Consider the following 18,260-nt stretch of genomic DNA (forward strand, 5'->3'; position numbering starts at 1 on the left):
TCATCGGGAGTTCCGTCTCGAGGACGACGCGCGGGAGTGCGTTCATACGTACGACTCTGCATCCGGGCCCCTTAACGGTTCAGAAATCGGGTCGGTTTCGACGCAACCGTCGCCGCCGAGGGAGTCGCACCGTTTTTGCGACGCTGGGCCCAACCGACGGCCATGGAGACGCTGGGGTTCGTCGTCAATCCGATCGCCGGCATGGGCGGTCGGGTCGGGTTGAAGGGCACCGACGGGAAGGTCGACGAGGCGCTGGAACGGGGCGCACAGCCCCGAGCCCCGGGGCGGGCCGAGGAGGCGATGGTCGCGCTGGCCGACCGCCGCCCCGACCTGACGGTGCTCACCGCGGGCGGCCCGATGGGGGCCGACGCCGCTCGCGAGGCGGGCTACGACCCGACGGTCGTCCACCGACCGTCGGCCGACGAGTGGACCGAGACGAGCGCCGCGGACACCCGCGAGGCGGTCGGGGCGTTCCTCGCCGAAGGGGTCGACCTCGTGTTGTTCGTCGGCGGCGACGGAACCGCGGTCGACGTCGCGACGATCCTCGAGGAGCGAGGCGACCGAACGCCGATGCTGGGCGTTCCCGCTGGCGTGAAGATCTACTCGTCGGTGTTCGGGGTGACGCCCGCGGACGCCGGTCGCGTCGCCGCCTCCTTCGACGACGTCGAGCTCCGCGAAGTCAACGACATCGACGAGGCGGCGTACCGGGACGGGGAGGTCCGGACCGAACTGCGGGCGGTGGTCCCGGTGCCCGTCGCGAGCGACGTCCAGTCCGGAAAGCAGCTGGCTCGCGGGAGCGTCGACTCCCTCGCGGCCGGGTACGCACGCGAGATCGACCCCGAGCGGACCTACGTCTTCGGGCCCGGCGGAACCGTCGGCGCGATCGAGGCGGAGCTGGGGATCGAGCCCTCTCCGCTCGGCGTCGACGTCTGGCGCGACGGCGAGGTGCTCGCCCGCGACGCCGGCGAATCCGAGATCCTCGCGGCCCTGGACGGGCCCGCGACGGTCGTCGTCTCGCCGATCGGCGGACAGGGGTTCGTCTTCGGCAGGGGGAACCACCAGCTCTCTCCCGACGTACTTGACCGCGTCGAGGAGATCGAGGTCGTCGCCTCGGCCGAGAAGCTCGATTCGCTCGACGCGCTCCGCGTCGACACCGACGATCCGGACTTCGACGAGTCGCTTCGGGGCTGGATACGGGTTCGGACGGGTCGGTTCACGACGCGGCTGATCAAGGTGGTGTAGGATGCCACCAACGGGAAGCGCCCGGGCGAAGGGGGGCGTCGGAGGGCCGACCGGGTGACGGTGTAGCCAGAGTGGCGATCGGGTGACGGTGTCGCCAGAGTGGCGATCGGGTGATGAGGGCGCCAGAGTGGCGATCGGGTGATGAAGATGACTGTGCGGGGACAATTGAAGGCATCGTCGGGGATCTGGCTTGGGACGACGCTCTCCGTGGCCCCCGTCGGCGGTGTCGCTGGAATCGACGAAACCCATCGCCGCCGAGCCGAAAGCCAAACCGAGCGTGACCGTCCCGGCCCTCTAGGTCTTCCGTCGTGATTCACCTGTCCTAGTTCCTCTACCGTACAACATCATCCATATAAGGGTAATATGGTCAAGATTAAGGTCGACGGTCTCCAACCCGCGAGTATGGAAACGCGGAAAGTACAGCGACTCGGCCCCTCTACGCTGGCGATGACGTTACCAGCGGAGTGGGCCAGCGAGCAGGACGTCGAGAAGGGCGACGAGGTGTCGATACGAATGGGCGGCAAGGGGACGCTGACGGTGATGCCGGAGTCGGCGAGCTCCGAGGAGACGGAGGCGATCGTCCACTCCGACAAGCTCGACGCCGACTCGGTCGAGCGCGCGATCGTCGCCCAGTACGTGCTGGGGCGACGGGTGATCCGCATCGAGCGCTCCGAGGGCGCGCTCGATTCCGACATCATCAACGCGGTCTACAAGGCCGAGACGCAGCTGATGGGGCTGGGCGTCATCGAAGAGACGCCCGAGAGCATCGCCATCAGGTGTTCGGTCGACGCCGAGGACTTCACGCTCGACAATCTGCTGGAACGCCTGGAGCGAACCGGCCGGACGATGCGCGGCGAGGCGATCAAGGCGCTCGCACACGGCAACCCGGACCTCGCCCAGCGGGCGCTCAACCGGGAGCGCCAGGCCAACAAGATCTTCGTCCTCCTGCTGCGCCTGATCTTTACCGCCCACCAGAACCCGAACCTCGCTCGCGCGGTCGACCTGGACAGCGGCTTCCCGCTGATCGGCTACCGCTCGATCGCGAAGAACCTAGAGTTGACGGCCGACAACGCCGAGGACATCGCCGACATCGTGATGGAGACCGAAGGGCACAGCCTGGCGATCGACTCGTCGGTGATGCGCGAGATCCGCGAGCTGACCGAACAGGTCGACGAGATCACCTCGCGATCGGTCGAGGCGGCCGTCGAGCGGGACTACGACCTCGCGATCGAGGTGCGCCAGCGCTTTCACGCGATCTCCGAGCAGGAGCGAGAGATCCTCGCCGGCCTCCCGGAGATGTCGAACGAGGAGCTGCTTCGGGTCCGCGAGGTGCTCGTCAGCCTCGAACAGACCGCTCAGTACGCCGTCCGCAACGCCGAGATCGCCGCCAACCTGGCGCTGAACGAGGAGTCCGAGCACACGACGATCATCTGAGGCGCTTTTGGCGCCCGACGGGACCCGGCCCGCGGTGGTCCGAATGGCCAAAGTTAAGACCGGTTGCTGCAAATCCGCCCACATGGTCGAGACAACGGGAGCCACGGACAGGGGCGTGGGACTGACGCTGCTGCTCGGCGCCGTCGCCGTCCTCGCCGCGGCGGTCGCGGCGGTCGGCGCGCCGGAGGAGATCGCCGCCTGGGGCTTCGCGGCAGCCGTCGCGTTCTCCTGTCTGGCGGTCGTCGCGATACACCTCTACTGGGAGTGATTCGGTCGGTCGACGGCGGGGAGTTTCGACCGCGATCGGAGAGCCCTGACAACTATTAAGACGACGGACGCCTTACCTCCTCCCACCGAGAGATGACCGACTACTCCGACGAAGACAAGCGGATCCTCTCGTACCTCCGCGAGAGCGCCGCCCGGGGCGAGCAGTACTTCCGGGCGAAGAACATCGCCGAAGCGATCGGCCTCTCGTCGAAGCAGGTCGGCGCGCGCCTCCCGCAGCTGGCCGAGAAATCCGACGAGGTCGACATCGAGAAGTGGGGACGGGCGCGGTCGACGACGTGGAAGGTTACGCTGAGCTAGGACGGGTCGCGGTCTTTTTAGGGCTCACCGCCGTGGTTCGGGTATGACCGTACGGGTCGAGCGGACGTTCGAGCTGGACGCGTCCCCGGAGCGCGTGTGGCAGTTCATCGCCGACCCGGCGAACCGGGCCCGGGCGATCGACGTCGTCGCCGACTTCGAGGTCGATCCGACCGACGACCGCCGGCTCACCTGGCACGTCGAACTGCCGATCCCGTTCGTCAGTCGGACGACGGCGGTCGAGACGCGCGACGTCGCCCGCGATCCGCCGCGGTTCGTCGAGTTCACGGGCCGGTCGTCGGTGATGGACGTGACGGGCTCTCACGAGCTCGCGGAGACGAACGGCGGCTGCCGGGTCGCGAACCGGTTCGTCGTGGACGGACGCGTTCCCGGCGTCGAACGCTTTTTCACTCGACAGCTCGACGTCGAGCTGGAGAACCTGCGCCGGGCCGCCGAGCGGGACATCGAGACCGGCGCCGTCGACGAGGAGGCGGACGGATGACCGGCGCGGACGCCACCCGGATCGCGCTCGCCCAGCTCGAGGTCGAAGCCGGCGCCGTCGCGGACAACCGGGGGCGTGGGCTGGCCGCGATCGAGCGGGCCGGTTCCCGGGGTGCCGACCTCGTCGTCCTCCCCGAGCTGTTCTCGGTCGGCTACTTCGCCTTCGACTGTTACCACCGCGCCGCCGAACCCATCGAAGGCGAGACCCTCGCCGCGATCGGCGAGGCGGCGGCGGACAACGGCGTCGCGGTGCTCGCCGGAACGATCGTCGAGGATCTCGAGGGGACGGAGTCGGCGACGACGCCCGCGGACGAAGGACTGGCCAACACCGCCGTCCTGTTCGACGCCACCGGCGAGCGCCGCCTCGTCTACCGCAAGCACCACCTCTTCGGCTACGACTCCCAGGAACGGAACCTCCTCGTCCCGGGCGAGCGCCTCGAGGTGGCGGACGTGGCGGGATTCTCGATCGGCGTCACCACCTGCTACGACCTCCGGTTCCCGGAGCTCTACCGCCGGCTGATCGACCGCGGCGCGACCCTCCTGCTCGTCCCCAGCGCCTGGCCGTACCCTAGGATCGAACACTGGGCGACGCTGGCCCGAGCGCGCGCGATCGAGAACCAGTGCTTTCTCGCCGCGGCGAACGGGTCGGGCGCGTTCGAAGACGCAACGTTGCTGGGTCGATCGACGGTCTACGATCCCTGGGGCGTTCCGGTCGCCTCCAGCGGCGACGAGCCGACGCTCGTGTTCGCGGACCTCGATCCGGACGCCGTCGCCCGCGTTCGCGAGGACTTTCCCGCCCTGATCGACCGGCGGCTGTGATCGGCCGACCGCGTTTCCGTGGGACATTTTCGCACGACCGGCGGACTTTTCACCTCGGGGGCCCAACCTCAGCGTGCCGGTACCCGACGCTTTTCACGTCGCTGCCGGTAAACGCGCCCGCCGAGCCGGTCTCTCCCGGGAGCCGGCGACCCGACGCCCCAATCCACCGCCCCCTTTCCACTCTTGGTCGTATGCGATCCGCGAGCGGCGCCGCCGGCGCGTCGGGACCTGCGTCGACCCGAGAACGGCGGCGTTCGATGCGGACGATCGACCGCCGCTCATCGGCGGCTCGATACCGAAAACCGTCGAAGACAGCGAGTCCTCGCCGCGCGGCCGAGGCCTCGCTCTCAGTCGTCCTGGGTCTCGGCCTCAGTCGTCCTGGGTCTTGATGTCCGCCGAGAGCCCCTGGGCCATCTCGATGTCCGTCGAGTTGTTCAGCGTGAACGCGGTCCGCTCGGTGACGGCCTCGATGGCTTCGCGGGCGCTGGGGTAGCCGTTGCCGGACTTCTTGACGCCGCCGAACGGCAGCTGGACCTCGGCGCCGATGCAGGGCAGGTTGGCGTAGGCCAGGCCGATGTCGGCGCGGTCGCGGAAGTGGTGGATCTGGCGGTAGTCCTCGGAGATGACGGCGCCCGCCAGGCCGTAGGGCGTGTCGTTGTGGATCTCCACCGCCCGCTCCACGTCGTCGGAGTACTCGATGAGCGCGACGTGGGGGCCGAAGCACTCCTCTTTCAAACAGCGCAGCTCGGGGTCGTAGTCGATCTCGTAGACGAACGGGCCGACCCAGTAGCCGTCCTCGTGGCCGTCGGGGATCTCGTCGTCGTCGAGTTCGAACCGGTCGACGAGGACGGTCGCACCCTCCTTCTCGGCGAGCTCGTTGTGTCGGCGGATCTTCTCGACGTGGCTCTCCTCGATGGCGGGGCCCATGAACGTGTCGGCGTCGAGCGGGTCGCCGACCGCGATATTCTCCGCGATCTCGACGTAGCGCTCCGTGAACTCGTCGTAGACGTCCTCGTGGACGATCAGGCGCTCGGAGGAGACGCAGCGCTGGCCGGTCGTCTTGAACGACGACATCACCGCCGAGTGGACGGCGACGTCCAGGTCGGCGTTCTCGGTGATGACGATGCCGTTCTTTCCGCCCATCTCGCAGGCGGCGAGCTTGCCGGGTTCGCCGCCGACCTTGCCGGCGATCTCGTGGCCGACCTCGGCGGAGCCGGTGAAGAGCACCGTATCCACGCGCTCGTCGTCGGTGATGGCGGCGCCGGCGTCGCCGAAGCCCTGGACCATGTTGAAGACGCCCTCGGGAATTCCGGCGTCTTCCATCATCTCGGCGATGATCTGGCCGCACCAGGGCGTCTGTTCGGCGGGCTTCCAGACGACGACGTTGCCTTCGACGAGCGCGATCGCCATGTGCCAGAACGGGATCGCGACCGGGAAGTTCCACGGCGTGATGCAGCCGATCACGCCGCGGGGCTTGCGGCGCATGTAGGCGTCTTTGCTCCCGATCTCGGAGGGGACGACGTCGCCGTGGGGGTGGCGGGCGTTGCCGGCGGCCCACTCGACCATGTGCCAGGCCTCGGTGACGTCGGCTTTCCCCTCGCTGATCTCCTTGCCGCACTCTTTGGTGACGATCTCGCCGAGCTCCTCGTGGCGCTCTCTGAGCTCGTGGTAGATGTCCCAGAGGTACTCCGCGCGGTCGATGTAGCTCAGCGTGCGCCACTCCTCGAAGGCGTCTTCCGCCGCGGCGAGGGCGGCGTCGACGTCGGCTTCGGTTCCGCGGTGGAACGACGCGATCTCCTCGCCCGTCGCCGGGTTCACGCTGGCGAACGTCTCGCTTCCGTCGCCCTCGGTCCACTCGCCACCGATGTAGTGGCCGTACGTCTCGCTCGCGGCTTGTTGGCTCATGTTCGGCAATATTTTCGCCGAGGCCGGTCAAAAAGCCTGCTACTTCCGGGGCAAGCCGTCCGATCGTCGCGGCCGGGTCGGAATCCACCGCCCCGACCTCGATTCCCCGACCGGCGCCACGGTCAGCTTCTCTCGACCCGACGTAGCCCGTCGGAGTGCTCGATCGGAGGTAGCCCGTCGGAGTGCTCGATCGGAGGTAGCCCGTCGGAGTGCTGGATCGGACGTAGACAGTCACACCGGCGGACCGAGCGTGGCCCGTCGTATCGGCCGACCGGACGTGGCCGCCCTCAGCGGCCGTGGAGGTCGGCGGCCTTCTCGACCTCGCTGCGAAGTTGCGTCGAGTCGAAGTCGTGGTCCGGGCGGAGGCGAACGAAGTCCAGGAACTCCCGGGCGCTGAGGAGGTCCTCGGTCGGGTATCGTTCGGCCGCCGCTCGCACGGCGTCTCGGGCGCCGATGCGGGGCTCGAGGACCGCCATCGCGCAGGCGAGGTCGTAACCGCGCGTCTCTCGGCGTCGCTCCTCCTGGACGCGCGTCGCGTCGATGAAGTAGAGTTCGCCGTCACAGAGCAAGATGTTCTCCGCGCGAAGGTCGCCGTGGGCGAGCCCGTGTTCGTGCAGCAATCCCAGCATCTCGTACAGCTTCGGCGCGAGCGCCCGGACCCGATCTTCGGGCAGTTCGTCGAGCGTCTCGAACGCCGGCAGGTACTCCAGGACGAGCACCCCGAGGCCGTTCACCTCGAACGCCTCGACCGGCCGGGGCGCGTTGCAGCCGATCTCTCGCATGCGAAGGGTCGCCTCGTACTCGTGTTCGACCATCTCAAGGGGCGTCTCGAACCGGTCGAAAAAGCCGCCGGAGCCCGAGGTGAACGCGCCGACGTTCCGCCCGGCGGTCAACAGCGAGTGGACGCGGGCGTTCTGGGTCGAGACGATCTTGACGAACCACTCGTCGTCGACCACGCACGGCGTCGAGAGCCAGTTGTCCGCGTCCAGGAACTCGACCCGCGCGACGTCCAGATCGTACCGCCGAACCAGCGTCAGCACCACTCGCTCGAGGCGGACCCAGGCGACCGTTCCGCGCGCCAGCTGGCGGATGTCCATCCGTGCGGGTGAAGGCGCCGGGAGGGTTTAATGCTCCCGGAGCGTCGACCGCGGAGGCGGAGCCGGCGACGCCTCGGCGTGGAGGTTGCGGGTTCCGCGACGGCGAAAGGAGTGATCGTTCGCTGGGCGCGCTGGTCCGACGGTGTCGGAACCGGCTGCGTGCCGTCTCGTCGGTATCGCTGGGGATGTCGCGGTATCAGTACCGTTTTGTCGGGAGCCTCCGAATCCCTCGACCGACGACTATGTACGCCGTCGACGATCTCAGCGACGCGATCGACGTCACGCGGGAATTTCTCACGCCGGTAGATGCGGGCACGTGGCTCCGACTCGCCATCGTCGTCTTCTTCCTCACGGGGTTGGGATTCGGAATGCCGACCGTCCCGACGGGCGACGTCTCGCTGCCGGAAGACGACGCGGTCGCGGACGAACCGTTCGAGAGTCCGATCCCGACGGAAGACCTCGTCGCACTCCTGGCCGTCGTCGCGATCATCGTGATCGCGCTCTGGCTCGTATTCGCCTTCGTCGGTTCGATGATGGAGTTCGTCCTCGTCGAATCGCTGCGCTCGGACGACGTCCGCGTCAGGCGCTACGCGGGGGACAACCTCGGGCGCGCCGTCTCGCTGTTTCTGTTCAGGCTCGTCCTCGGAGTCCTGGCGGCGCTCGTCGTCGCCGTACCGGCGTACGTGCTGGTGTCTCCGCTCGAGTCGATCGACGAGGTCTCCCCGTCCGCACTCGGCGCCCTGGCGCTGCTCGGGTTCGCGACGTACCTGGTGTACGCGGTGATCATGCGACTGACGACCGAGTTCGTCGTCCCGGTGATGCTCCTCGAGGAACGCGGCGTTCGCGCCGGATGGGGGAGATTCTGGCTGACCCTACGGGGAAACCTCGGCGAGTACGTGGTCTACGTCCTGTTCGCGTCGATCATCGGGTTCGTCGCCTCGATCGCCGTCGGCATCCTCGCGACCCTCACGATGCTGGTGCTGTTGATCCCGTTCGGGCTGCTGGCGGTCGTCTTTTTCTTCCTCGGCCCGCTCGCGGTTCCCCTGCTGGTTCTCCTCGTGCTCGCGATGGTCCTCACCTTCCTCCTCGTCATGGCGCTGTACGAAATGCCGGTGGTCGCGTACATCCGGTACTACGCGCTGTTAGTCCTGGGGGACACCGACGGGGAGCTGGATCTGATTCCGGGGCGGCGCGAAGCGGTTCGAGCCGGCGGCGGAGACTTCGACGGGGCGACGGGCGACCGGATCGACGAGCCCGGCCGCGAGGGACGAGAGTTGGACGACGACGCCGGGCCGAACGGGGATGACGACGGCTGGATCGGGACCGACGACGACTGGAGCGGGACCGACGCCGGTTGGGGCGATGCCGACGGAGTCGCGTCCGATGGCGAGCGAGACGACGAGGGCGCCGACCGGTCGTCGGCGGACGACGATCGCGGGGGCTGGCGCTACCGCGACGAGTAGGGCGTTCGCTCGCGGCCCGTCGACCTTCGGTGCGTTTATTTCGCGGGTCGGCAAGTATTGCACATGGACTTCGAGCTCCCCGACGAGCACCGGATGATCCGGAAGAGCGTACGGGACTTCTGCGAGGCGGAACTCGAACCGATCGCCCAGGAGATCGAGGAGGAACACCGCTACCCGGAAGAGATCTTCGACCAGCTCGCCGAACTCGACGTGATGGGCGTGCCGATCACCGACGAGTACGGCGGTCTCGGCGGCGACACCCTGATGTACGCGCTCGTCGCCGAGGAGATCGGCCGCGTCTCCGGCTCCGTCGGGCTCTCCTACGTCGCGCACACGTCGCTGGCATCGAAGCCGATCGAGCTGTTCGGCACCGAGGAGCAGAAAGAGCGCTGGCTCCGCCCGCTCGCGGAGGGCGAGTACATCGGCGGCTGGGCGCTCACCGAACCCGGCAGCGGCTCCGACGCCTCGGACATGGACACCACCGCCGAAAAGGACGGCGACGAGTGGGTGCTCGACGGCACCAAGCAGTTCATCACCAACGCGTCCGAGGCCGGCTCCGTGCTCGTCAAGGTGGTCACGGAACCCGACGCGGGTTACGGTGGCATCTCCACGTTCATCGTCGACCCCGAGGAGGACGACGGCTTCGAGGTCACCACGATCTGGGACAAGATGGGGCTGAACGCGTCGCCGACCTGCGAGATCTCGCTCGACGCCGTCCGGCTCCCCGAGGACCGCCTGCTCGGCGAGGAGGGCGACGGCTGGGAGCAGACGAAAAAGACCCTCGACGGCGGCCGCATCTCGATCGCCGCCCTCTCGACCGGCCTGGCACAGGGCGCCTACGAGCACGCGAAGGCCTACAGCCGGGAGCGCGAGCAGTTCGGCCAGCCCATCTGCGAGTTCGACGCGATCCGGGACAAGATCGTCGACATGCACCGCAAGACCGAGCGGGCCCGCCTGCTGACCCACAAGGCCGCGCGCCGGTACGACGCGGGCCAGTCGGTCACCCGGGAGTCGGCGCTCGCGAAGCTGGACGCCTCCGAGGCCGCCCGCGAGGTGGCCGAGGAGGCCGTCCAGGTGCTCGGCGGCTACGGCTACACCACCGACTTCGCGCCCCAGCGGTTCTACCGCGACGCGAAGCTGATGGAGATCGGCGAGGGAACGAGCGAGATCCAGCACCTCGTGATCGGTCGGGAGCTCGGCCTCTGAAGATGTGGATCGTCGCGCTGGGCGTCGTGGCACTCGCGCTCGGACTCGCCGGCCTCCTCCTGGCGCCCGCGATGATCGAGGCGCGCCGCGATGCGGGCATGCTTCGGGACTCGTCGCCGGAGATCACCGACGAGGACCGGATCCTGGCGACGCGCGGGATGGGCGCCCTGTTCGCCGTGATCGGCGCGTTGCTGATCGGCTACGGACTGGCGGGGTGACGGCGGGCCGAGCTCGGGCCGACGGCTCGGACCGAGCCTCGTCGATGCGACCGGTAGTTTTTCCGTTCGACCGCGACATCCCCGGACATGGACGGACTGCTACTCACCGCGCTCGGCATGCTCCTGATCATCTTCGGCACCGCCGCGGCGTGGCAACCGGAGGCGGCGATCGAGGTCCAGCAATCGCACGGCCCGGGTCTCTTCGCCGACGCGGACGACGCCTTCGTCGACGACATGGTCGCCGCGACGCCGTGGATCGGCGGCGTCCTGGCCTGGATCGGCGTCGGGCTGGTCCTGTACGTCTTTTTCTTCTGAATCGGGACTCAGGGCCAGGCGCCGGCCTGCTCGTAGGCGTCGACGACTCGCTGGATCGCGACCACGTACGCCGCCGTGCGCGGATCGTCGATGCCCCGCTCGTCCATCGTCGTCGTGAGGGCGTCGAACGCGCCCACGATGATCCGTTCGAGCTCCTCGTTGACCTTCCGTTCGGTCCAGTAGAAGCGCTGGCGATTCTGGACCCACTCGAAGTACGAGACGGTGACGCCGCCGGCGTTCGCGAGGATGTCGGGGATCACGAACACGTCCGTTTCGGCGAGGACGCCGTCGGCCGCTGGCGTGATGGGGCCGTTGGCGGCCTCGGAGATGACGTCAGCGCGCACGTCGCGGGCCAGGTCCTCGTCGATGGCGTTCTCGAGCGCGGCGGGGATCAGGAGATCGACGTCGAGGGTGAGCAACTCCTCGTTCGTGAGTTCGTCGGCGGCATCGGGGTAGCCGGTGACGGCCCCGGTCTCGTTCTTGTGCGTTTTTACCGCGACCGGGTCGAGCCCGTCGGGCGCGAAGACGGCACCGCTCGAGTCGCTGACGGCGACGACGCTCGAACCCATCTCGTCGATCAGCTTCGCGGCGATCCAGCCGGCGTTGCCGTAGCCCTGCACCGCGACGGTCGCCCCCTCCAGCTCCTTCCCCAGGTGCTCGAACGCTTCGCGGGCGGCGAGCACCGTCGAGCGGCCGGTGGCCTCGACGCGCCCCTCGCTGCCGCCGCTTTCCAGGTGCTTGCCGGTGATGACGCCGGGAGCGGTCGTGTTCTCCAGGGTCTCGTAGGTGTCTTTGATCCAGTTCATCTCCCGCTGTCCGGTGTTGACGTCGGGCGCGGGGATGTCGCGGTCCTCGCCGATCATCGGGCGGAGCTCTTTCGCGAACGCGCGGGTGAGCCGTTCGAGCTCGGCGTCGGAGTACGCTCTGGGATCGACGACGATTCCGCCCTTGCCGCCCCCGTAGGGGATGTCCACCGTCGCGCACTTGTACACCATCCAGCCGGACAGCGCCTTCACCTCGTCGCGGGAGACCTCCGGGTGGTACCGGATGCCGCCCTTGTAGGGGCCGCGGTCGCCGTTGAACTGTGAGCGAAAGGCTTTGAATCGCTCCAGACTCCCGTCGTCGAGCTCGATCGTCAGGTTCGTCTCGAGCACCCGTTCCGGATGTTTGAGCCGCTCGACGACGTCCTGGCCCACGTCGAGATGCGCGGCGGCCTCGTCGATCTGTGATTGCAGGCTCTCGAACGGATTGGCCGACTCGGTCATACGGTTCGTTTCGCCGGAGCGTGAGTTGAGCGGTTCGCATGGGACGATAATTGGGGTCGTCGTAGGTCGTTCCAACACGCCGGCCGACCGTTAGTTCAGCGAGCCGGCGGCCTCCGCCCGGCGGACGATTCGCTCGGCTTGCGCGATCAAGGGAGCGTCGATCATCTCGCCGTCGACCTGGAACACGCCCCGCCCCTCGGCGTCGGCCTCGCGCTTCCCTTCGAGCACCGCTTCGGCCCACTCGAGGTCGTCGGGGTCGGGCGTGAACGCCTCGTTGATCGGCTCGACCTGGGCGGGGTGGATCGCCAGCTTCCCGTCGTAGCCGAGCTGGACGGCGAACTCGGTCTCTTCGATCAACCCGTCCTCGTCGTCGAAGTCTGTGTACACCGTGTCGATAGCGTCGCACTCGTGGGCGGCCGCCGCGATCACCACTCGCTGGCGCGCGTAGCTCACTTCGACCCCCTCGTCGGTCCGCGTGGCGCCGATATCCGCGGCGAGGTCCTCCGCGCCGAAGATCAGCGCGTCCGTTTCCGGTTCCGCCGCGATCTCGTCCGCGGCGAGGACTCCCCTCGCGCTCTCGATCAGCGCCAGCACGGGGACCTGTACGCCCCGGGACTCGAGTTTCACCGAGAGGTCGCGCACGTCGTCGGCCGACTCCGTCTTAGGTAACATCACGGCGTCGAGGCGAGGGCTGTCCGCTGCACGCAGCTCGTCCAGATCGTCCCGGACGGCCGGCGAGTCCGCGTTCACCCGCACGCACACCTCGCAGTCCGGATCGAAGTCGGGATCGGACAACACCGAGCGGACGGCCTCGCGCGCCTCGCCCTTGCGCCGGGGGGCGACGGCGTCCTCGAGGTCGAAGACGACCACGTCGGAGCCCGCACCCGGCGCCTTGCGCATCATCTCGGGACGATCCCCTGGCGTAAACAACAGGGAGCGGCGTACCATGGGCGAAGCGTTCGCGGACCGTCGCATTGAAGATGTGGATCTCGCGTCGCCGAGCCCCCTTCGATTCGCTTTTGTCACCGGACCGCGACGACTCGCACATGTCCGGTCTCTACTACGAGGAGTTCGAGGTTGGCGAGACGATCGAGCACGAGCGCCGACGGACGATCTCCGAGAGCGACAACCAGCGCTTTTGCGACATGACGATGAATCAGCAGCCGCTGCACCTGGACGCCGAGTTCGCCGGCGAAACCGACTTCGGGCGGCGGCTGGTCAACGGCCTCTACACCGTGTCGCTGGCGGTCGGGATCACGATCCCCGAGACCACCGACGGGACGATCGTCGCCAATCTCTCCTACGACGACGTCGTCCACCCGAAGCCGGTGTTTCACGGCGACACGATCCGGGTCCAGTCCACGGTGACCGACAAGCGCGAAACCTCCGACGGCGAGCGCGGCGTCGTGACGATGCACGTCGAGGCCTTCAACCAGGACGACGAGCTCGTCTGCGAGTTCGACCGCACAGTCCTCTCGCTGAAACGCGAGTACGCGGACGCGGAGTGAGGCCGGCGCGGTCGCCGTCCGCATCTTCCGGGTGCGGGCCCCGTCCCTGCAGGCCGCCACCGACGTCGTGATCGACTAGCTTTTTGGCCGGGACCTGAGAAGAACACCCATGGTCGACGTCCTGGACAACAAGCGGGCCGCCACCCGCCTTCGGATCCTCGTCGAGATCGCCGAGCGTCAGCCCGCGGTCAGTCAGGGCGAGATAGCCGACGAAGTGGGCGTCACCAGTCAGGCGGTCAGCGAGTACATCCGCGAGCTCGTCGACGACGGACTCGTCGAGAAGGAGGCGCGATCGCGCTATCACGTCACGAACGAGGGCGTCGACTGGCTCTTTCGCGCGGCCGACGACGTCCGCCGGTTCGCCGATCACGTCACCGAGGACGTTCTCGGCGCGGTGAGCGAGGACGCGGCGATCGCGACCGACGAGGTCGCGGAGGGAGAGTCGGTCACCCTCTCGATCGAGGACGGTCTCTTGCACGCGACCTCGGGCGAGCGAGGATCGGCCACCGGCGTCGCCACGACCGACGCGGCGCCCGGAACCGACGTCGGCGTCACCGGATTCGAGGGCGTCATCGACCTCGATCCGGGGAGCGTGACCGTGTTGCAGGTGCCGCCGGTGCGCGCCGGCGGCAGCCGCGCGGTGGACGAAGACGCGATCGCGAGCGCCGTCGACGGGGCCGACCTCGTCCTCGCAGGCGGCGTCGAGGCGGTTGTCACGCTACGGGCCGCCGACGCGGAGCCGGCGGTCACGGTGGCGGCCGGCGACGTCGCGGTGGCGGCGGCCGAGCGCGGGCTCGATGTGGCCGTCGTCGCGACGATCGACGCCGTCGGTCGCGTAACCGACGTGCTCAGAGATGGCGACGTCCCCTACGAAGTGCTGGAAGGCTGAGCGACGGCACGACGTCCCGTCCGCGCTCAGCCGATGTATCGGAGGTCTTCGTCGCTCGGGACGTCCATCGCCTGCTGGGACTCCATCTCGCGGATCTGCCCGATGACCTCCTCCATCTCCTCGGCACGCTCGTCGAGGGAGTCGTACTCGACGTCGAAGCCGACGAGCTCCTCGAGCACGGCCAGCACGGCGCGGGCGCTCTTCGGATCGACGAGGTAGCCGCTCGTCTCTCCCATCAGGCACGTCGCGTCGAACCCGCGACGCTGGCCCAGTCCGAGCAACAGCCCGGAGATCCCGACGATCCCGCCCGCGGGTTCGTCCTCGCGAAACGCGACGCCGGCCGCCTCGAGCTCGTCGATCATCGACTCGTCGGTGACCGCGCCGAGGACGGCGTACTCTTCGATCAGTTCCCCGGTCGGGACGCCGCCGAGCGCGTAGCACTCCTCGACGCCGAACGTTTCCGCGACGTCGAGGTACGCGTCGGCGAGGGCGTAGTGACCCTCGTTGTGCTGGGCCTGGTGGTCGCCGGTGAACACGAGGAGATCCCGCCCGTCGGGGACTTCGACCGCGTGGACGGCCGTGTGGGTGAGCGAGGCGACGCCGTCCTCGACGGACACCTGGGGCGGGAACGCCCGCGAGTAGATTCGGCGAACGAGCGTCGACCGATCGTCCAGCTCTTCGAGGAGGTGTTCGGCGGCGAGGGTGCCGACGTGTCCGACGCCGGGGAGCCCTTCGACCAGCACCGGGTCGTCGAGGGGGACGTCGGCGACCTCGTCGACGTCGAGTTCGTCCATACGCCTAAGAGCGGAGGCGGCGCTTAAGAGCGCGTCGGTACTCGCCGTGGCGGTCCGCCGGCGAGAAGGGTGCCGGGGCGCTGTTTTCGGCGGGTCCGTCGCACTCCGGACAGGTATCAGAAAGCGTGTATACCGGCCGATCGTGACGCGTTCGCCACGCCGAACAGCACCGAATGTGGGATTTCACGGGTCTCTCGGTGTGGCGATCACTCGTCGTCGGTGCGACGCTGCCGGTGGTACTCGCCGCTCCCGCCGTGGTCCTCGATGGCGGCGATCGCACGCTCGGCGCTCGATTCGAGGTGGTCTTCGGCGGTCTTGTAGTTCGGCGCCCGAACTTTGATCCGGTATTCGGGGGCGCCGACGTAGGTGACCGAGAGTTCGACCTCGTCCGGGACCTCGCCGTTGCCTTCGGCCGCTTCGAGGGCCTCTCGAACGCCGTCGACGCCCGACGGCGAGGGATTCTTCAGATCCACGTAGCCGGTCACGTTCACGTAGGGGACGGAGACGTTCTCGCGTGCGGTCTCGACGATGGCGTCGATCTCGTCGCCCGAGAGGTCGGTGTCCTCGAGGGCTTCGTCGCCGTGAATCGCGGCCTGCTTGAATCCGTCGTAGAGGCTCCCGTGAGTTCCGAGTAGCTCGTTCGCGATCGCGGTGTAGGTCTCGTTGCCGATGTCGTCGCCGAACGCCAGCTCCATCCAGTTGTCCGCCTTCTGTTCGTTCTTCCACTCCTGGATCTTATCGGAGCGCTGGTGATCGTTGACGTCCTTCAGCGAGAGGTCGATCTGCTGGGCCGACTCGTCGACGTCGAGCACCTTCGCGACGACGATCTGTCCCTCGCGGACGTGATCGCGGACGTTCTTGATCCATCCGCTCGCCACCTCGGAAATGTGGACGAGTCCGCGCTTGTCCTCGTACTCCTCGAGATCGACGAAGACCCCGAAATCCTCGATCTCGTCGATCTTGCCGACGACGAGTTCGCCGGGATCGGGCCAGCCGCTGTATTTCATCGTGTCTCGACGGTTTCGACGATCTCGTGTCCGATGTCGGCGTTACCACCGGTCGGTCGAGCGAGCGTCGTGCCGCAGACGGCGCAGGCGACTTCCGTGGAGGCCTTGCCGAAGACGATCTGTTCGTTCTCGCAGTCGCCGCACCGGACCTGGTAGAAGTTTCCTGCCATGCGGATCACTCCTGGAACTCGAGTCGGCCGGCCCGCCATCCCTTGCGGAGGTGCGCTTTGCCGCACTCGCCGCAGCGGTACTTGAGGTCGGTCTTCTTGGTGGGCTTGTTTCCGCTGGGAACTTTCGAGAACTTGCCGGCGTTCCCGATGGTGCTCTTCGCGCGTCGGCGCTGCCGGTCGGCGACCTCCTTCATACCGGTCGAGCGGCCCGTTCGGACCTTCTCTACCTCGTGCTGGTGGTGTTCGTTACAGTGCGGACAGTAGGTGTTGAATCGGCGTGGCATCTGCATGATCGAATCACTTGTCGTGGCCTAAGGCAGCCCCCTTTAAAACCAGTTTGGTTCGTCTTCCTCGAACCGCCTGCGGCGGTGATCGCGAGGGGTACGTCGCGACCGCGAACGGATCACCCGCGGGCTCGGATGCGGACGAAATACCGGGGGATCGGCTGCGGACGATAGGGGGATCGGCTGCGGGCGATATCGACGGAGCCGTCCCGAAGCGCTTACGGTTCGACTCTCCGAATCGACGCGCATGAAGAAGCTCATCATCCACGGCGACCCGGGAATCCGCAAGGGGGCCGTCATCGAGGTCGACGGAGAACGGCTGGTCTGCTTTTCGATCAATCGAAACGGCGAGTGGCACGGTCCGGAGCGCGTACAGCTCTGGTGTACGGTCGGGACGGACTCGGAACGCGAGGACTTCGAGTTGCGAAACTACGTCCCCCACTTCCTCGACGTCGAACTCGTCGACGCGGAGGACGTTACCGTCGTCGAGGCCCGCGAACGGGCTGCGTGAACCGGCCGCGAGGTGGGCGCCGCGTGGACGAATATTCCGCATCCGGCTGCATGGAACTACGTAACGTCGGGCGGCTTCCCCGCCGAGCGACCGTGCCGTACCGCCAGAAACCCGCATACGGCACCCGAATCACAATCCTTAACTACCACACTCGGTTACGAGCAGGTAGCGGGATGGGATAGCCAGGAGATTCCGGCGGGCTCATAACCCGCAGATCGGTAGTTCAAATCTACCTCCCGCTACTTTTCGACGCGAACGAAAACGAGGAACGACGTGACGAGTGCCGTGAGCGTCGAAAGTCGACGAGTAGATTTGAAGGAGACGAGACGCGCACAGCGGAGCGAGCACGTCTCGGCGTGGTTCAAATCTACCTCCCGCTATGTTTTTGCCGCGAGCAACGACGCGAGCGGCAGATACCGCACGATGGTAATTTGAACGAGAGGAGACCGAGAGTGCAGCGAACGGTCTTCGCGTAGTTCAAATATACCTCCCGCTACTTTTCGACGCGAACAACCTCGCGACCGGCAGGTACGGAACGCGGTGGAGTTGACGGAGACGACGAGACCGCGACGTGACCGAAGTCGGCAACGTACAACTCCCTCCCGCGACGAGCCGAGCTGACATTCCGAGCTGATCGTCTCCCCAAACGGTCGCGGAATCGACGTCGGCGTGGACCGAATCCGGGAGACGTTTCGTGATCGGCTCGCTCTCGAGTCCGAACGATCGATCGGTGTCGGGGGAACCGGAACGGTCGATCGAATCGAGTCCGTCGGAGCCCGTCGAATCGAGCCCGGGTATTTTGCGCGTGCGCACTGACGAAGGTCGGACGTAGTAGTGACGAAGTTCCGACGTAGCGTCGGTCTACGGACACACGTGTGCGCCACGGGAGAAGTCGAGTGGTTGCGCATGCGCGAAGAAAAGATCCATCGAACTAGCGGCGCATTTCGCAGGCGGACCGTCTCGCGCCTCGGAGTGACCACGATCGGTCTGGCCGTATACTGAAGTGTTCGGACAATTTCGGAAACCCGGGACGCGACCGTTTATACGGAT

Annotated in this window: 22 protein-coding genes and 1 tRNA gene; 14 read left to right on the forward strand and 9 right to left on the reverse strand. The window is 67.4% G+C overall.

Annotated elements, in window-relative coordinates; all coding sequences use genetic code 11:
- The first annotated feature begins 162 nt into the window (after positions 1-162).
- The 6 genes from QZT59_RS14025 to QZT59_RS14050 all read left to right on the forward strand — a co-directional run bounded on the left by QZT59_RS14025 (position 163) and on the right by QZT59_RS14050 (position 4,578).
- Entirely contained in the window at positions 163-1,242 is a 1,080-nt protein-coding gene (locus tag QZT59_RS14025; RefSeq protein WP_290817662.1) for an ATP-NAD kinase family protein, read from the forward strand.
- Between the two features lie 402 nt (positions 1,243-1,644).
- Entirely contained in the window at positions 1,645-2,676 is a 1,032-nt protein-coding gene (locus QZT59_RS14030) for a PhoU domain-containing protein (protein ID WP_290817664.1), read from the forward strand.
- An 82-nt stretch (positions 2,677-2,758) separates the two neighbouring features.
- A complete protein-coding gene (locus QZT59_RS14035) occupies positions 2,759-2,944 on the forward strand; it encodes a hypothetical protein (RefSeq protein ID WP_290817667.1) in 186 nt (61 codons plus the stop codon).
- A gap of 92 nt (positions 2,945-3,036) precedes the next feature.
- A complete protein-coding gene (locus QZT59_RS14040; RefSeq protein WP_290817670.1) occupies positions 3,037-3,261 on the forward strand; it encodes a hypothetical protein in 225 nt (74 codons plus the stop codon).
- A gap of 43 nt (positions 3,262-3,304) precedes the next feature.
- Complete coding sequence (locus tag QZT59_RS14045) at positions 3,305-3,760, forward strand: SRPBCC family protein (protein WP_290817673.1); 456 nt, start codon at positions 3,305-3,307, stop codon at positions 3,758-3,760.
- Positions 3,757-4,578 (forward strand): carbon-nitrogen family hydrolase, encoded by an 822-nt coding sequence (locus QZT59_RS14050; protein WP_290817675.1) that lies wholly within the window; start codon positions 3,757-3,759, stop codon positions 4,576-4,578. The genes QZT59_RS14045 and QZT59_RS14050 overlap by 4 nt, the downstream gene beginning before the upstream one ends.
- Positions 4,579-4,947: 369 nt before the next feature.
- On the opposite strand, the gene QZT59_RS14055 is transcribed toward QZT59_RS14050, so the two are convergent.
- Positions 4,948-6,483 (reverse strand): aldehyde dehydrogenase family protein, encoded by a 1,536-nt coding sequence (locus QZT59_RS14055; protein ID WP_290817678.1) that lies wholly within the window; start codon positions 6,481-6,483, stop codon positions 4,948-4,950.
- 287 nt (positions 6,484-6,770) lie between these two features.
- Entirely contained in the window at positions 6,771-7,580 is an 810-nt protein-coding gene (locus QZT59_RS14060; RefSeq protein ID WP_290817681.1) for an RIO1 family regulatory kinase/ATPase, read from the reverse strand.
- A gap of 242 nt (positions 7,581-7,822) precedes the next feature.
- Here QZT59_RS14060 and QZT59_RS14065 point away from each other — a divergent pair, with 242 nt between their 5' ends.
- From QZT59_RS14065 to QZT59_RS14080, 4 genes are all read left to right on the forward strand, one after another.
- Positions 7,823-9,043 (forward strand): hypothetical protein, encoded by a 1,221-nt coding sequence (locus tag QZT59_RS14065; protein WP_290817684.1) that lies wholly within the window; start codon positions 7,823-7,825, stop codon positions 9,041-9,043.
- 63 nt (positions 9,044-9,106) lie between these two features.
- Complete coding sequence (locus QZT59_RS14070) at positions 9,107-10,249, forward strand: acyl-CoA dehydrogenase family protein (protein ID WP_290817687.1); 1,143 nt, start codon at positions 9,107-9,109, stop codon at positions 10,247-10,249.
- 2 nt (positions 10,250-10,251) lie between these two features.
- The gene (locus QZT59_RS14075) at positions 10,252-10,467 is read left to right on the forward strand and encodes a hypothetical protein (RefSeq protein ID WP_290817690.1); all 216 of its coding nucleotides are present in this window, start codon (positions 10,252-10,254) and stop codon (positions 10,465-10,467) included.
- An 87-nt stretch (positions 10,468-10,554) separates the two neighbouring features.
- On the forward strand, positions 10,555-10,782 hold the full coding sequence (locus QZT59_RS14080; protein WP_290817693.1) for a hypothetical protein: 228 nt from the start codon (positions 10,555-10,557) through the stop codon (positions 10,780-10,782).
- A gap of 8 nt (positions 10,783-10,790) precedes the next feature.
- On the opposite strand, the gene QZT59_RS14085 is transcribed toward QZT59_RS14080, so the two are convergent.
- Positions 10,791-12,047: a Glu/Leu/Phe/Val dehydrogenase gene (locus QZT59_RS14085; protein WP_290817696.1), complete on the reverse strand. Its 1,257-nt coding sequence runs from the start codon at positions 12,045-12,047 to the stop codon at positions 10,791-10,793.
- Positions 12,048-12,137: 90 nt separating this feature from the next.
- A complete protein-coding gene (locus QZT59_RS14090; protein WP_290817699.1) occupies positions 12,138-12,995 on the reverse strand; it encodes a CoA ester lyase in 858 nt (285 codons plus the stop codon).
- Positions 12,996-13,027: 32 nt separating this feature from the next.
- On the opposite strand from QZT59_RS14090, the gene QZT59_RS14095 reads away from it, so the two are divergent.
- Positions 13,028-13,555, forward strand: a complete 528-nt coding sequence (locus QZT59_RS14095) for a MaoC family dehydratase (RefSeq protein ID WP_343195780.1) — start codon at positions 13,028-13,030, stop codon at positions 13,553-13,555.
- Between the two features lie 109 nt (positions 13,556-13,664).
- Positions 13,665-14,444, forward strand: a complete 780-nt coding sequence (locus QZT59_RS14100; RefSeq protein WP_290817708.1) for a winged helix-turn-helix transcriptional regulator — start codon at positions 13,665-13,667, stop codon at positions 14,442-14,444.
- A 26-nt stretch (positions 14,445-14,470) separates the two neighbouring features.
- On the opposite strand, the gene QZT59_RS14105 is transcribed toward QZT59_RS14100, so the two are convergent.
- From QZT59_RS14105 to QZT59_RS14125, 5 genes are read right to left on the reverse strand one after another with little or no spacing between them, the layout of a single operon-like run.
- Positions 14,471-15,238 (reverse strand): proteasome assembly chaperone family protein, encoded by a 768-nt coding sequence (locus QZT59_RS14105; protein WP_290817711.1) that lies wholly within the window; start codon positions 15,236-15,238, stop codon positions 14,471-14,473.
- Positions 15,239-15,242: 4 nt separating this feature from the next.
- Entirely contained in the window at positions 15,243-15,425 is a 183-nt protein-coding gene (locus QZT59_RS14110; RefSeq protein ID WP_290817713.1) for an RNA-protein complex protein Nop10, read from the reverse strand.
- A gap of 19 nt (positions 15,426-15,444) precedes the next feature.
- A complete protein-coding gene (locus QZT59_RS14115) occupies positions 15,445-16,245 on the reverse strand; it encodes a translation initiation factor IF-2 subunit alpha (protein ID WP_290817716.1) in 801 nt (266 codons plus the stop codon).
- Positions 16,242-16,415 (reverse strand): 30S ribosomal protein S27e, encoded by a 174-nt coding sequence (locus QZT59_RS14120; protein WP_290817719.1) that lies wholly within the window; start codon positions 16,413-16,415, stop codon positions 16,242-16,244. Before QZT59_RS14120 ends, QZT59_RS14115 begins: the two co-directional genes overlap by 4 nt.
- Before the next feature lie 5 nt (positions 16,416-16,420).
- Complete coding sequence (locus QZT59_RS14125; RefSeq protein WP_290817722.1) at positions 16,421-16,705, reverse strand: 50S ribosomal protein L44e; 285 nt, start codon at positions 16,703-16,705, stop codon at positions 16,421-16,423.
- 241 nt (positions 16,706-16,946) lie between these two features.
- Here QZT59_RS14125 and QZT59_RS14130 point away from each other — a divergent pair, with 241 nt between their 5' ends.
- Both QZT59_RS14130 and QZT59_RS14135 read left to right on the forward strand, forming a co-directional pair.
- Positions 16,947-17,210, forward strand: coding sequence for an HAH_0734 family protein (locus QZT59_RS14130; protein ID WP_290817725.1), 264 nt, complete (start codon positions 16,947-16,949; stop codon positions 17,208-17,210).
- A 167-nt stretch (positions 17,211-17,377) separates the two neighbouring features.
- Positions 17,378-17,452, forward strand: a tRNA-Met gene (locus tag QZT59_RS14135).
- Positions 17,453-18,260 lie beyond the last annotated feature (808 nt).

Origin of the sequence: Halovivax sp. (assembly GCA_007119345.1) — an archaeon.
Lineage (GTDB): Archaea > Halobacteriota > Halobacteria > Halobacteriales > Natrialbaceae > Halovivax.